We start from the raw sequence: 13703 nt of genomic DNA, 5'->3' as shown, positions 1-13703 counted from the left end.
TGCAAGGGCAATATCAAAAAGTTTTGATATTGCTCGATGGATGGCACTTCTCACGGGATGATTAACTCTACAAACGTACAGCGGAAAGGTTTCATCACCCGAAACCGTCGTTATCCGTGGGAAAAACGTCTCCAGATGACTATCTGTCATTGCCCCGAGGCTGTCCGCTGAGGGAAAATGCTCGCCTTTTTTCCGTTTCGTTTTATTCACTCTCGATTCAGTATCAGCAGGAGAACAGCGATGCCCAGCCGTCGTGAGCGTGCCAACGCCATTCGTGCCCTCAGCATGGATGCCGTGCAAAAAGCCAACAGCGGCCATCCCGGTGCCCCTATGGGTATGGCGGATATCGCCGAAGTGCTTTGGCGTGACTACCTCAAGCACAACCCGAGCAATCCATCGTTTGCCGACCGCGACCGGTTCATCCTGTCCAACGGTCACGGCTCGATGTTGCTTTACTCGTTGCTGCACCTGACCGGCTATGACCTGTCGATCGATGACCTGAAAAACTTCCGCCAACTGCACAGCCGCACCCCGGGCCACCCGGAACTCGGTTACACCCCGGGTGTTGAAACCACCACTGGCCCGTTGGGTCAGGGCCTGGCCAACGCCGTGGGCTTTGCCCTGGCAGAAAAAGTCCTGGCGGCGCAGTTCAACCGTCCAGGTCACAACGTTGTCGATCACCACACCTATGTGTTCCTGGGTGATGGCTGCATGATGGAAGGCATTTCCCACGAAGTCAGCTCCCTGGCCGGTACCCTGGGCCTGGGCAAACTGATCGCTTTCTACGATGACAACGGCATCTCCATCGACGGCGAAGTCGAAGGCTGGTTCACCGATGACACCCCGAAGCGTTTCGAAGCCTACAACTGGCAAGTGATCCGCAACGTTGACGGTCACGACCCGGAAGAGATCAAGATCGCGATCGAGACGGCACGCAAAAGCGCGCAACCGACGCTGATCTGCTGCAAAACCACCATCGGCTTCGGTTCGCCGAACAAGCAAGGCAAGGAAGATTGCCACGGTGCCCCACTGGGTGACGCGGAAATCGCCTTGACCCGCACTGCGCTGAAGTGGAACTACGGCCCGTTCGAAATCCCGGCCGACATCTATGCCGAGTGGGACGCCAAGGAAGCCGGTCGCGCTGTCGAAGCCGAGTGGGATCAGCGTTTCGCTGCCTACTCCGCCGAATTCCCGGAGCTGGCCAACGAGCTGGTCCGTCGTCTGAGCGGTGAGCTGCCAGAAGACTTCGCTGAAAAAGCCTCGGCCTACATCGCTGAAGTCGCAGCCAAGGGCGAAACCATCGCCAGCCGTAAAGCCAGCCAGAACGCCCTGAACGCGTTCGGCCCGCTGCTGCCGGAAATGCTTGGCGGTTCGGCTGACCTGGCCGGTTCCAACCTGACCCTGTGGAAAGGTTGCAAAGGTGTCAGCGCTGAAGACGCCAGCGGCAACTACATGTACTACGGCGTTCGCGAGTTCGGCATGACTGCCATCATGAACGGCGTAGCCCTGCACGGCGGCCTGGTACCTTACGGCGCAACTTTCCTGATGTTCATGGAATACGCCCGCAACGCCGTGCGCATGTCCGCACTGATGAAGCAGCGCGTGATCCACGTCTACACCCACGACTCCATCGGTCTGGGCGAAGACGGTCCGACTCACCAGCCAATCGAACAACTGGCCAGCCTGCGCTGCACGCCGAACCTCGACACCTGGCGTCCAGCCGATGCCGTTGAATCGGCAGTGGCCTGGAAGAACGCCCTGGAGCGTAAAGACGGCCCTACAGCGTTGATCTTCTCGCGTCAGAACCTGCAGCACCAAACCCGTGACGCGGTGCAGATCGAACTGATCAACCGTGGTGGTTATGTGCTCAAGGACTGCGCTGGCGAGCCTGAGCTGATCCTGATCTCCACCGGTTCGGAAGTCGGCCTGGCCGTTCAGGCCTACGACAAGCTGACTGAACAGGGTCGCAAGGTGCGCGTGGTTTCCATGCCATGCACCAGCGTGTTCGATGCTCAGGATGCCGGCTACAAGCAAGCGGTTCTGCCGTTGCAGGTCAGCGCCCGTATCGCCATCGAGGCCGCACACGCGGACTACTGGTACAAATACGTGGGCCTGGAAGGTCGCGTCATCGGCATGACCACCTACGGAGAGTCAGCGCCTGCGCCTGCCTTGTTCGAAGAGTTCGGCTTCACCCTGGAAAACATCCTGGGTCAGGCTGAAGAGCTGCTGGAAGACTAAGTCCAGGTGAAGTATTGCCTGTTCTGAAGCCATCGCGGGCAAGCCTTGCTCCTACAGATTGATGTCGTGCCCGAATCCCGTGGCAATCATCTGTCCGTAGGAGCAAGGCTTGCCCCGGGCGGCGTTCCGACGATGACAATGGAACATTCAACGTTGAACTGACGGATTCACCACGGTAATCGAGAACCCCATGCCTCAACCGCGTCCTTACAAAGTTGCACTCAACGGCTACGGCCGGATTGGTCGTTGCGTCTTGCGTGCTTTGTTCGAGCGAGGGGCGGCTGCCGGGTTTGAAATTGTGGCAATCAACGATCTGGCTGACATGGCCAGCGTCGAATACCTGACACGCTTCGACTCCACCCACGGGCGTTTTCCCGGTGAGGTCAGGGTCGAGGGCGACTGTCTGCATATTAATGGCAACTGCGTGAAGGTCCTGCGCAGTGCCACCCCCGAAGGCATCGATTGGGCGTCGCTGGGCGTCGATCTGGTGCTTGAATGCTCCGGTGCTTACCACACGCGCGCAGACGGCCAGCGTTTCCTCGACGCCGGCGCCCCGCGGGTGCTGTTTTCCCAGCCGATGGCCAGCGAAGCGGATGTCGACGCCACCATCGTCTACGGCGTCAATCAGGAATGCCTGACCGGCGATGAACTGCTGGTGTCCAACGCGTCCTGCACCACCAACTGCGGCGTGCCGCTGTTGCGTCTGCTGGATCAGGCTTTTGGCCTGGACTACGTGTCGATCACCACGATTCACTCGGCGATGAACGATCAGCCGGTCATTGACGCCTACCACCACGAAGACTTGCGCCGCACCCGTTCGGCGTTCCAGTCGGTGATCCCGGTGTCCACCGGCCTGGCGCGCGGTATCGAACGCTTGTTGCCGGAACTTGCCGGGCGAATTCAGGCCAAAGCTGTACGCGTGCCGACGGTCAACGTGTCATGCCTCGATATCACGATGCAAACCGTTACCGATACTGACGCGAGTGAAGTCAACCGGATCCTGCGCGAGGCCGCCACCTATGGCCCGCTCAAGGGGCTTTTGGCTTATACCGAGTTGCCTCATGCCAGTTGTGATTTCAACCATGACCCACATTCGGCGATCGTCGATGCCAGTCAGACCCGTGTTTCCGGCCCGAGGCTGGTGAACGTACTGGCCTGGTTCGACAACGAATGGGGTTTTGCCAACCGAATGCTGGATGTTGCAGGACACTATCTGCAAACCGCTATCAAGCTCTCTGTTTCTGAACTCTCTGCTTCTAAAAAACCTGCTCTCTAAAACAGCTATCCAGGAAATGCGACCCATGACCGTGTTGAAGATGACCGACCTCGATCTGCAAGGTAAGCGCGTATTGATCCGCGAAGACCTCAACGTCCCAGTCAAGGACGGTGTTGTCACCAGCGATGCGCGAATCCTGGCCTCGCTGCCGACCATCAAGTTGGCCCTGGAAAAAGGCGCGGCGGTGATGGTTTGCTCGCATCTTGGCCGTCCGACCGAGGGTGAATTCTCGGCCGAGAACAGCCTCAAGCCAGTCGCTGACTACCTGAGCAAGGCCCTGGGCCGTGAAGTGCCGCTGGTCTCCGACTACCTGGGCGGCGTTGACGTCAAGGCCGGCGACATCGTGCTGTTCGAGAACGTGCGCTTCAACAAAGGCGAGAAAAAGAACGCTGACGAACTGGCGAAGCAATACGCGGCCCTGTGCGACGTGTTCGTGATGGACGCTTTTGGCACCGCTCACCGTGCCGAGGGTTCGACCCACGGCGTGGCCAAGTTCGCCAAAGTCGCTGCGGCTGGCCCGTTGCTGGCTGCCGAGCTGGACGCACTGGGCAAAGCCCTTGGCGCCCCGGCCCAGCCAATGGCAGCCATCGTCGCCGGCTCCAAGGTCTCGACCAAACTCGACGTGCTGAACAGCCTGAGCCAGATCTGCGACCAACTGATCGTCGGTGGCGGTATCGCCAACACCTTCCTGGCCGCTGCCGGTCACCCGGTCGGCAAATCGCTGTACGAGCCAGACCTGCTGGACACCGCCCGCGCCATCGCAGCCAAAGTCAGCGTGCCGTTGCCAGTCGATGTGGTGGTTGCCAAGGAATTCGCCGAAAGCGCTACCGCGACCGTCAAGTTGATCGCCGACGTAGCAGCAGACGACATGATCCTCGACATCGGCCCACAGACCGCAGCGCAATTCGCTGAGCTGCTGAAGTCGTCGAAAACCATTCTGTGGAACGGCCCGGTCGGCGTATTCGAATTCGACCAGTTCGGTAACGGCACCAAAGTCCTGGCTCAGGCCATCGCAGACAGCTCGGCGTTCTCCATTGCGGGCGGCGGCGACACCCTGGCAGCCATCGATAAATATGGTGTTGCCGAGCAGATCTCCTACATTTCTACCGGCGGCGGCGCGTTCCTCGAGTTTGTCGAAGGCAAAGTGCTGCCAGCGGTTGAAGTCTTGGAAAGCCGCGCAAAGGCCTAAGGGTCATCCATTGGCCAGGCAAAGGAGTGTTTACATGGTCAAGACGTTAGCGACATTGATCGCAGCGGGTGTACTGGCCGGCTGCGGGAGCACCCCGAAAGCCGCGCAGGAATCGGATACCGGCGCGCCGGACAAAGGCTGTTACCAGGCCGACTGGCAAGCCGAAACCAACCCGGTGCTCAACAAGCGTTCCGGGCCGGATGGCCTGGATAAATACGAGACACGGACCCCGGCCAAGGAACATGGTTGCCCTTGACCGGTCTGACTCACTGATACCCAGCGCAGTTGGCGTGTGCCGACTGCCGAGGAAAATGGATGAAAGGCTTGATAGCCGTGGGGTCGCTGGCAGTACTTGCCGGTTGCGCCACTATGAACCCGTTCGCGTCGTCGCCTGTTGCGTCCGATAATTGGACGAACTGGGTTTGCGATAGCCAGGCCCCCGTGCACTGGCGCTACACCGACGCCACGCACAACACCGTGGATGTGCGGCTCAGCGACGACCAGGTTCATCGCTTGAAGCTTGATCCGGCAGGCTCTGGTTCGCTGTACAGCGACGACCAGTTGGCGTTTCACGTAAAAGATGACGAAGGCCTGGTGTACTGGGTCGCCACCAACGATTTGATCGGCCGCGGCTGTAAAGCCAAGTAACACCGCTGATCACAGAGCTTTTGTGGCGAGGGAGCTTGCTCCCGCTGGAGCGCGAAGCGGTCACAAAGCCAGTCGACTCAGCGATCCAGAAGGACCGAGTCAATTGGTTTACGACTGCTTCGCAGCCGAGCGCGAGCAAGCTCGCTCGCCACAGGGTTCTTCGTAACACACAGGATTTATGTTGTACCGGATTCGCAGGCCGGCCTTACCCCCGATCTGCATTAACTTGAATAGCAGCCGCCGCTACGGCAGGCTTGCACGATTAACGACCCTCAACCGGGAGAGACACACACCATGGCACTTATCAGCATGCGCCAGATGCTGGACCACGCAGCCGAGTTCGGCTACGGCGTTCCAGCCTTCAACGTCAACAACCTTGAGCAGATGCGCGCCATCATGGAAGCCGCTGACAAGACTGACTCCCCGGTGATCGTCCAGGCTTCGGCCGGCGCCCGTAAATACGCTGGCGCGCCATTCCTGCGTCACCTGATTCTGGCGGCGATCGAAGAATTCCCGCACATCCCGGTGTGCATGCACCAGGACCACGGCACCAGCCCTGACGTCTGCCAGCGCTCGATCCAGCTGGGCTTCAGCTCGGTGATGATGGACGGTTCCCTCGGCGAAGACGGCAAGACCCCGACCGACTACGACTACAACGTCCGTGTAACTCAACAAACCGTGGCCATGGCTCACGCCTGCGGCGTATCGGTAGAAGGCGAGCTGGGCTGCCTGGGTTCGCTGGAAACCGGCATGGCCGGTGAAGAAGACGGTATCGGTGCAGAAGGCGTGCTCGATCACAGCCAAATGCTCACCGACCCGGAAGAAGCCGCTGACTTCGTCAAACGCACCCAGGTCGACGCCCTGGCCATCGCCATCGGCACCAGCCACGGCGCTTACAAGTTCACCAAGCCACCCACCGGCGACGTGCTGGCTATCGACCGTATCAAGGAAATCCACAAACGCATCCCGAACACCCACCTGGTGATGCACGGTTCTTCTTCGGTACCGCAAGAGTGGCTGGCGATCATCAACCAGTACGGCGGCGACATCAAAGAAACCTACGGCGTACCGGTTGAAGAAATCGTCGAAGGCATCAAGCACGGCGTGCGCAAGGTCAACATCGACACCGACCTGCGTCTGGCCTCCACTGGCGCGATGCGTCGCCTGATGGCCACCAACCCGAGCGAATTCGATCCGCGTAAATTCTTCGGCGCCACTGTAACGGCCATGCGCGACGTGTGCATCGCACGTTATGAAGCGTTCGGGACTGCCGGTAATGCTTCGAAGATCAAACCGATCTCGTTGGAAGCGATGTTCCAGCGTTATTTGAAAGGTGAGTTGAACGCCAAGGTTAACTAAGGCCTGAGCGTTTAATTGCACTCATAAAAAAACCCGCCGAGAGGCGGGTTTTTTATTGGGTGATCGCGATGGAGTAAGCAGGCTTTTCCTGTTGTTTACGCTTACTGAATAAGTTTCCAGTTTTTGTAAAAGAATCGGCGCAAGGCAAACGCAACTCCTGCAAACGAAGCGACGATGCCGTTCAGGATAAAAGAGACCCAGGACGGGCGCAGTATGTCGAGGAACAGGCAGTAGCGCTTGGCGTCATTCTTGTTGAAGGAGGCGTGCAGCAGGGTGTCATCAAAGATGAACAGCGGATCGTCGTGCCAGTAGTGTTTTTGCTTCCTGACCTGAATGTACACACCGTCATGATGGGCGGCCGGCATGATGTTGTAGAGCACGCGGTACATCATGCGCAATGGCCCGAAGTGAAAGGAGGTCGACTGATTTTCATTGAAAACCGATACGCCGATGGTCTTTATATAAGGCAGTTTCTTCTGAAGTGCGGGGATGTTGAGTTCGGTATCGATCTTGCGGCCATACCATTGGAAGAACAACATGCCACGCTTTTTCTGGGCCATGCGCGCATCGAGGAATGCAATGATCTCTTCCTTGTGAGCCATCGCGGTTTCAATCACGTAGTTGATGTCTTGCTGATGGCTTTCGGGAAGCTCGCGCAACTTGTAAACGTAACGGCTTGGCTTGCTCAGTAGATCGAAAAAAGTATTCAGAGGCGCAAGCAACCACGTATTGCGGCCGCCGCCTATAAAATACTTTTTGATGATGTCTTTGTCGAAAATGCCATTGCGCAGGAAGTCATAGATGCCGCAAACACAGAGCACAATAACAAACCAAAGAGTGGCTACCGGAAAGCAATAAATAATGGCAGCAATAGCGAGAATAGTGATTGCCGAGACTGCTTTTTTGCGGATGACTCGAATGTTCATGGAACTCGGTTCCCCTGAGGCGGTGCGGTATAGATTTGAAAAATACCTATTGGCTCAGTATTATTCGCGATAATAAGAATTTTTCCTGTCGTTAAGTGTAATAAATATTTATTATTTGTAAAGGATTCTCAGATGTGGCGGGGTGAATTTTTTCTTTGACGTGCCCAGCCCTGAAACAGATTTACACCTGCTTCACCCCAGCACCTGCGGCAAACGCTGGCCGAAATGCTTTCTGAAGGCTGCATTCAGATCCTGGTGGCAAATGCCGGGTTGCGATGGTCATTGGGACCATGGTCGTCGAGGCACAAGGCTGGTATTGCGTAGGACGTATGCGTAACCGACGCTTCTGTCGCACTGGCGTGAAAACCTTGCGGCCGGCTGAAAAACTCCACGGCTTGGCGTTGTCTTCATGGAATAACTTTGCGGGGGAACTCTATGAATGAGCCATCTAGTTTTTCTTTTGGCTATGTAATAACAAAAGCGGGTGTGAATTTACGTCACTCCCTGCAAGAACTTACTGTTTTTAACGCTATGGCGCTATCAAGGTGTATGCGCGGTTTTTGAAGTGTTGCTAATCATCGGTTGAGCTAGATTTTGAGTTTTGTCGAAAAGGTTAATCAAGGCTGTTAATATTTAACGGTGCTAACAAGAAATGCCGAACTAGACTGCGTGAAAGTGCACTGATGGTGACTCTAGGTAAATACCTCGACTTGTTCGGGGTGTTTGCGTTCGCGCCGGTTTGTGTTCAGGTTGGGTTGTAAAGTATCTTGTCAGTGTTTACTCCCTTCCGGTAGTTAGCAACAGTGTTCAATGTCGCGTAGACAGAGGGCTGTTTGCGGGGATACAGGCTGAATGGAATGCGGAGGGGCTTAATGACTCTATGATACCGAGACTAAGGCACAGGCCTGTCATTAAAGACGTGAGCGAACGGGGAAAATAATCCTCGTGGCCGGCGATCATCAACTGTACAGCGCTAGCATCAAAGAAACCTATGGTGTACTCGGGTTTGAAGTTTTACATGATGGGGTGATAAGGCACAGTCGTGAATGCGTTAATTATCCATGTGTTGTAGTGAAATTGTTGCGTGATAATGATGCGTAAAGTGCCTTGAGAAAAGCAGAAGGCACTTTAGAGTATGAGAAGTCATACTGAATGACGGTTAGGGCATCCGCCTTACACCAATAGTGCTATTGCCCAACGTATTGTCTGTAAAAGTTACCTGTTGATAACCTTCCAGTAATTCGAAGGCTGGGTCCATAGATTTAAATCCAATGCTGAGCTGTTTGACACGGTTGCCGCTTGTGCGGATCGACTGCATATTAATCTCTGCCCCTTCGGCGGTGCCGGAGCCGTTGAGCACAAACGTGCCGGTGAGATCGATGAAATCACCGTAGTAGTTACAGTTGCCGGAAAAAGTACCTGTATTTAGAGATGTATAAAGTACCGAGTTTATCCCGATGTATATAGAGAGGGTTCCCCAGCCACCGGTGTAGCGTCCTGGTGAAAGTGCTGCTGTCATGATATTTCTCCAATGATGTAAGTTAATGGTTTTAGAGCTGTTGTGTCAGGGTTTTGGGTGGACGTAACAATCATTGTTGTTTGGGGCTGCTGTTCTGCGTAACAGCTAATTGATCCATCTGTAGTAAGAAGCTTTCTGTGTGAAGGGAGTGTAATTGATTTAATTCGACCTGCTGTATCTGATTGAAGGACGAGGTTCGTAAACTTCAGAAGAATCTGTGTGCGGAAATATCAGAGTGAGTTATTCATCGTGATGGTTTCATGCTCATTTTTAACGCTGACTCCAGTGTGTTCCAGTCTTTATAGACTTCGGTATTTTTGGAAGATTTCTGTTGCGCGCTGGACGTAACCTGAGCACTTCTGAAATGTATGTTGCCTGTAGCGCCTGGTTCTAGAAGGTTTACATTGAATGTAGAGTGGTTGGCCTCGTCAATGTATGTGAATGACTCTGTGGATATTAAACCTATGATGCTGGTTGCAAGGACAGGGACGGCTTCGCCGTTAATGTTCATTATGTGAGAGGCTAGGTTTTCATCGTATCCCAGAAAACTACCCGTTATTTCACCCTGTTCGGTGTTGAGCGTTACACTTAAGCTTTCGAAACCTTCGTAAATATTCATGATGAATTTCCTTGTAAGGGGCAGTTGTCACCTGCTGGAACTACATGAACATCAGCGTTCTAACGGTAGTGGGCTGATGTTTTTTCTATGAGCAAAGGGTGTAGAGTGAGAGTTGATTAATTTGTCCTAACTCTGTCTTACCCCCCCTGGAACATACGAGTCGTGGATTGCTTGCGGGCATAATAAATGCGTTTTGAAAACATTTTATCTTTATGCAAAAAGTGCATGGGCGAGCGCAAGCCCCCCCTTTTTTCTTGTCGCTATCCAAACCTGTATCTAGTCGAAAGACAGGTTCTTCATAATGAACGAAAAAAGGGGGGCTGCCGCTTTACCCCCCGATTAGAACATGGTTCTCATAAAGTGCTGGGGCTCGTACTGAGGAGAGGTTTTTAACGTTTGACTTGACAAGGGCAGTTCTGACTCGCGTGACGCTATCACGTGGGACAGTTCTGTTTTGCTTTGTAGACAGATCTTGCACGCTGAATAACAGAGGTGTGCTGTCAATGTATCGTGCAAAAATAATCTCCTTTGACTTCGTTTCCAGCACGATAAGATCATCACGCTCAAGATCTACAGTAAGTTTCGGTGCGTTTTCCATTAGCATATACTCCGTCTCTGTAAAATGATTTTCATGCTTGAAATATTTAAGGTGCAGTTTGATGTTTAGGTTTGTTGCTTTTGCGGGTATTAGGTCGCTGTAATGTTGTTTTTATCCGCGTGTGATAGTGACTGGACCACTGATAGTAACGTTTGTAGGTAAACCGGTATGCCCACTGTAATAGGGGGTGTTTTGGTAGAACAATAACCACCATTGATAGAACTTGTCTTCATCGAGGCATTTGGTAAATGTTGGGGGAGAGGGGGCAACGAAGGCTGCGGCGCGGCCATAGACATTAAAGTTACCTCCCGCATAGACATTCACGTTGTAAGTGGTGTCGTAATGATTTTGATTGAAATTGGAGCCAGGATAGAGGTGAGCGTTAATCGTCCGAGCCGCTACTTGTTGTCCCGTAGGAGTTGGCTCGGGGGCAGAGGCTGAGTCGCCAATGGGGGCCGACTCGAGAGTGAATTCGATATCGCTTTCGTGTAATTGATAAAGCATTCCATCTGGCGATTTTAGTGTGAATGCTCTTGTATAAGCATCGAAATCTTGAACCTCGCCAATGACCGGTTTTTTATTTACCAGCGTGCAGAGGATGTCTCCGATTGTATACACTGAAGACTCTACGGTAGTTGTTAGCTTTTGCATGGTTGTTACTTCCTTGTTGGTGGTGAGGCTTCATAATCCAAAAAAAAATGCGGTATGCCTACTGTCAAAGTTGACAGGTCTGCAGATGGATTTGCGATATAAAATTAATGTTTTTGTCGTTTTGGTTATATTGGAAAAGTTAGGCTGCAAGGACGCGCCCATGTGCCTGCCTGGCAACAAGCGCCAAACATGAACACTAAAATTTCAACGGATAGGTATTTTTTACTAAGGCGCGTCGGTTCATTCGGCGAGTCATTAGTGCTCATTCTATTTGGAATGATGGGTATCGCAATATCGTATTAAAGACTGTTGGTTCTTACAGGTGATCTGGCGAATCGAGTTGCCTATGCTTAATGGCGTAGTATAAAAATAAATGATGAGTGGTTTTATGTGTACTTCTATTTTTTCTTTGGGAGCTTGTGAGTATGATAAAGATGGAGGAGTCGAGTATTGATGAGGCTCAAAAAAATGCTACGTTAAATACAATTAAGCCTGGAGAGTTGATCTATGTGGAAATGAGAAATGGTAGTGTTTATAAAGGAAAGTATTTGAGTTTGAATCTCACCATTGAGAATGGTGGGATTCAGGTGAAAATAAAACATGAAGATATCAAGACGGCGACTTTTCTTATTCCAAGTGAAGTGTCGTACCCGAATGGTGAGGTTAAAATACCACCACCCCATACTTCCTGAATGGATGCAGAAGTAGTGAAGGGGGACAGATTTGTTTAGTCTGCCCCTCCTTTTGCTCATATAAGCCTAATGCTCAGCCATTCGCTGGCGCGTCAAATCCTCGCTGCTCAATCACCCCGAACACATCGGTAATGTCCTGAACCATCAAGCGCGCCACGTTGGTGACGGTGTTGATGTCGCGTTCAGAGTAGTCGGGCAGGCTGGTGCAGGCCATGAGGGTGAGGTAACTGAGGACCGCGTGCAGGCGTTCGCTGACGCAGGCGTGGAGTTCGCGTAGCGGGGCGTGGCTGTCGATGAGCAGGACGGGGTAGTCGGTGGCGATTTGGGTGAAGGGGGTGAAGCGGCGTGGCGGGGTTTGAGTAGTCATTGGGTGCAACCTCTTATTTAAAGAAAGATTGCCACCGTTCGCTGCGAAACAAATTGGGTGGCAGCTGTACGCGGGTTCGCAGACCGAGCAACAAGAGAACCCGGCAGACCCGAAGATCTCCCACATACAGCCGCCATAAATCACCATGCTGACGAGAGGTTGCCAGCATAACTTTTTGGAACGGATGTAGCTCATGTTGTTAGGGGCTGCGAAACCCCGCCGCTGACCGAAGCCAGCTGACGGGATGGACTGTAAGCGGCGACTTTGGTGGCTGCAACCGGACTGTAGGACCGTTGCGCGGTCATTGTGGCGAGGGAGCTTGCTCCCGCTCGGCGGCGTAGCCGTCGTAAACCGGGCGGTGTGGTGTGTCTGAGGAAATGCGGTGGCAGGGTTTGGGGCTGCTTCGCAACCCAGCGGGAGCAAGCTCCCTCGCCACAGTGGGAGCAATCCTACGGGATTTGCGGACGCTCAGATTGTTCCCATGCCCGTAGCAGCTGTCGAGCCTGCGAGGCTGCGTTCGGCCGCAAAGCGGTCGTAATCCGGCAAATGCGGTTTACCTGAAAAAACTCGGTGTCAGGTTTTACGACTGCTCCGCAGCCGAACGCAGCCTCGCAGGCTCGACAGCTGCTACGGGGAGCGAGCCGCATTCAAGGGTTGTCAGCTCGGGTTGTGATCAATATTCAGCTTGCTGAACGTCACTTTCCCACCCTCGCTGGTGTATCCGGTGTTGTCCTGCACGTACACCCCGGCCTTGAAGTACAGCGGTTTATCGCGCCAGGTGGCGCTGATCTGGGTGTCCCACGAGTAGCCCGCGGCGCTGATGCCCAAGGCGCCGCCGGGGGAGAGGTGGATCAGGTAGGAGAAACTCTGGTCCAGCTTCACCCCCGTGGCGATGGTGATCACCCGACCAACATCGTCGTCCGGGTGCATGCGCACCTTGGCCACGATGTTGCCGGTCGAGGTGCTGGTTTTGTACTGGTACTCGACTTTCACCAAGGGTTTCTGGCTGTTGTAGGCATGGATCTGGCCGATGACGATCTTGCCCGAACTCGGCACCTGATTCACCGCGAGGGTCGCATGCAGCAAGTTGTCAGCGTCGGGGTAGAGCCAGTTGCGCAAAGTGCCGTTGCTGTAGGTTTCGCGAAGCTCGGTGCGCGGGTAAATCGCGTTTTCCGTGCGGGAGCCGGTCACCGGTGCCCAGAAGAACAACGTGCCGGTGTCGGAGTGGAAGTATTGATCCTTGAAACCGTCCACCAGTTTGGCGGTATCAACGGTGTACGGTGGGCTGCCGACAGGAACACTGAGGTTCCAGGTTGCGAGATCGATCATGGTCAAAGCTTCCGCGAATGCTAGCTGCACGCGCGTACCAGAAGCTCTAGCCCGCGCGTTAGAGGGCAGTCTTTATAAGCGTAGAACGGGTGCTTGTTAATGCCCGTCTGGCGGATAACTGGCGTCAACGTTCTGTCGAGTTAGCGCTTTTCCCGGTATTGCTGGCTTCGGAACTGACCGTTAGTCGGAGTCTGAGGCTTTGCCATCGGTGATGGCGTGATGATGCCTACTGCTTTGGCAGATCCCGGTCTAGAGTGGAGTTGTCCGGTTTTTTTCGACGGTACCGGCCTGA

13 protein-coding genes are annotated in these 13703 nt (G+C 54.0%); 7 read left to right on the top strand and 6 right to left on the bottom strand.

Annotation, left to right across the window (positions count from 1 at the left end; genetic code table 11):
• Positions 1–240: 240 nt before the first annotated feature.
• From tkt to fba, 6 genes are all read left to right on the top strand, one after another.
• Positions 241–2238, top strand: a complete 1998-nt coding sequence (tkt, locus tag AO353_RS07955; protein WP_054594422.1) for a transketolase — start codon at positions 241–243, stop codon at positions 2236–2238.
• A 190-nt stretch (positions 2239–2428) separates the two neighbouring features.
• Positions 2429–3514, top strand: a complete 1086-nt coding sequence (gene epd, locus AO353_RS07950; protein WP_054594421.1) for an erythrose-4-phosphate dehydrogenase — start codon at positions 2429–2431, stop codon at positions 3512–3514.
• A 25-nt stretch (positions 3515–3539) separates the two neighbouring features.
• A complete protein-coding gene (locus AO353_RS07945) occupies positions 3540–4703 on the top strand; it encodes a phosphoglycerate kinase (RefSeq protein WP_054594420.1) in 1164 nt (387 codons plus the stop codon).
• Between the two features lie 34 nt (positions 4704–4737).
• Complete coding sequence (locus tag AO353_RS07940; RefSeq protein ID WP_054594419.1) at positions 4738–4959, top strand: hypothetical protein; 222 nt, start codon at positions 4738–4740, stop codon at positions 4957–4959.
• Between the two features lie 59 nt (positions 4960–5018).
• Positions 5019–5351: an MliC family protein gene (locus tag AO353_RS07935; RefSeq protein WP_054594418.1), complete on the top strand. Its 333-nt coding sequence runs from the start codon at positions 5019–5021 to the stop codon at positions 5349–5351.
• Positions 5352–5645: 294 nt separating this feature from the next.
• Complete coding sequence (gene fba, locus AO353_RS07930; RefSeq protein ID WP_019694035.1) at positions 5646–6710, top strand: class II fructose-bisphosphate aldolase; 1065 nt, start codon at positions 5646–5648, stop codon at positions 6708–6710.
• A gap of 101 nt (positions 6711–6811) precedes the next feature.
• Here the strand turns inward: fba and AO353_RS07925 are convergent, their stop codons facing one another.
• The 4 genes from AO353_RS07925 to AO353_RS07905 all read right to left on the bottom strand — a co-directional run bounded on the left by AO353_RS07925 (position 6812) and on the right by AO353_RS07905 (position 11023).
• Entirely contained in the window at positions 6812–7636 is an 825-nt protein-coding gene (locus AO353_RS07925) for an aspartyl/asparaginyl beta-hydroxylase domain-containing protein (protein ID WP_054594417.1), read from the bottom strand.
• Between the two features lie 1159 nt (positions 7637–8795).
• Entirely contained in the window at positions 8796–9155 is a 360-nt protein-coding gene (locus tag AO353_RS07920) for a hypothetical protein (RefSeq protein ID WP_054594416.1), read from the bottom strand.
• 244 nt (positions 9156–9399) lie between these two features.
• Positions 9400–9774 (bottom strand): hypothetical protein, encoded by a 375-nt coding sequence (locus tag AO353_RS07915; RefSeq protein WP_054594415.1) that lies wholly within the window; start codon positions 9772–9774, stop codon positions 9400–9402.
• A 709-nt stretch (positions 9775–10483) separates the two neighbouring features.
• Positions 10484–11023 (bottom strand): hypothetical protein, encoded by a 540-nt coding sequence (locus AO353_RS07905; protein WP_054594413.1) that lies wholly within the window; start codon positions 11021–11023, stop codon positions 10484–10486.
• 425 nt (positions 11024–11448) lie between these two features.
• On the opposite strand from AO353_RS07905, the gene AO353_RS07900 reads away from it, so the two are divergent.
• A complete protein-coding gene (locus AO353_RS07900; RefSeq protein WP_054594412.1) occupies positions 11449–11715 on the top strand; it encodes a hypothetical protein in 267 nt (88 codons plus the stop codon).
• A 73-nt stretch (positions 11716–11788) separates the two neighbouring features.
• Here the strand turns inward: AO353_RS07900 and AO353_RS07895 are convergent, their stop codons facing one another.
• Together AO353_RS07895 and AO353_RS07890 are read right to left on the bottom strand one after the other, a co-directional pair.
• Positions 11789–12082, bottom strand: coding sequence for a hypothetical protein (locus tag AO353_RS07895; RefSeq protein ID WP_054594411.1), 294 nt, complete (start codon positions 12080–12082; stop codon positions 11789–11791).
• Between the two features lie 657 nt (positions 12083–12739).
• Positions 12740–13411, bottom strand: a complete 672-nt coding sequence (locus AO353_RS07890) for a polysaccharide lyase family 7 protein (RefSeq protein WP_054594410.1) — start codon at positions 13409–13411, stop codon at positions 12740–12742.
• Positions 13412–13703 lie beyond the last annotated feature (292 nt).

The organism is Pseudomonas fluorescens (assembly GCF_001307155.1).
GTDB lineage: Bacteria > Pseudomonadota > Gammaproteobacteria > Pseudomonadales > Pseudomonadaceae > Aquipseudomonas > Aquipseudomonas helvetica.
This window is presented reverse-complemented; position numbering and strand designations above follow the sequence as displayed.

What these genes read in the sequence shown, in the direction of transcription:
- AO353_RS07895 (WP_054594411.1), bottom strand. Translation starts at nt 12,082, where the DNA reads ATGACTACTCAAACCCCGCCACGCCGCTTCACCCCCTTCACCCAAATC.
- AO353_RS07945 (WP_054594420.1), top strand. Translation starts at nt 3,540, where the DNA reads ATGACCGTGTTGAAGATGACCGACCTCGATCTGCAAGGTAAGCGCGTA.
- AO353_RS07890 (WP_054594410.1), bottom strand. Translation starts at nt 13,411, where the DNA reads ATGATCGATCTCGCAACCTGGAACCTCAGTGTTCCTGTCGGCAGCCCA.
- AO353_RS07935 (WP_054594418.1), top strand. Translation starts at nt 5,019, where the DNA reads ATGAAAGGCTTGATAGCCGTGGGGTCGCTGGCAGTACTTGCCGGTTGC.
- AO353_RS07900 (WP_054594412.1), top strand. Translation starts at nt 11,449, where the DNA reads ATGATAAAGATGGAGGAGTCGAGTATTGATGAGGCTCAAAAAAATGCT.
- AO353_RS07940 (WP_054594419.1), top strand. Translation starts at nt 4,738, where the DNA reads ATGGTCAAGACGTTAGCGACATTGATCGCAGCGGGTGTACTGGCCGGC.
- tkt (WP_054594422.1), top strand. Translation starts at nt 241, where the DNA reads ATGCCCAGCCGTCGTGAGCGTGCCAACGCCATTCGTGCCCTCAGCATG.
- AO353_RS07905 (WP_054594413.1), bottom strand. Translation starts at nt 11,023, where the DNA reads ATGCAAAAGCTAACAACTACCGTAGAGTCTTCAGTGTATACAATCGGA.
- fba (WP_019694035.1), top strand. Translation starts at nt 5,646, where the DNA reads ATGGCACTTATCAGCATGCGCCAGATGCTGGACCACGCAGCCGAGTTC.
- AO353_RS07920 (WP_054594416.1), bottom strand. Translation starts at nt 9,155, where the DNA reads ATGACAGCAGCACTTTCACCAGGACGCTACACCGGTGGCTGGGGAACC.
- AO353_RS07925 (WP_054594417.1), bottom strand. Translation starts at nt 7,636, where the DNA reads ATGAACATTCGAGTCATCCGCAAAAAAGCAGTCTCGGCAATCACTATT.
- epd (WP_054594421.1), top strand. Translation starts at nt 2,429, where the DNA reads ATGCCTCAACCGCGTCCTTACAAAGTTGCACTCAACGGCTACGGCCGG.
- AO353_RS07915 (WP_054594415.1), bottom strand. Translation starts at nt 9,774, where the DNA reads ATGAATATTTACGAAGGTTTCGAAAGCTTAAGTGTAACGCTCAACACC.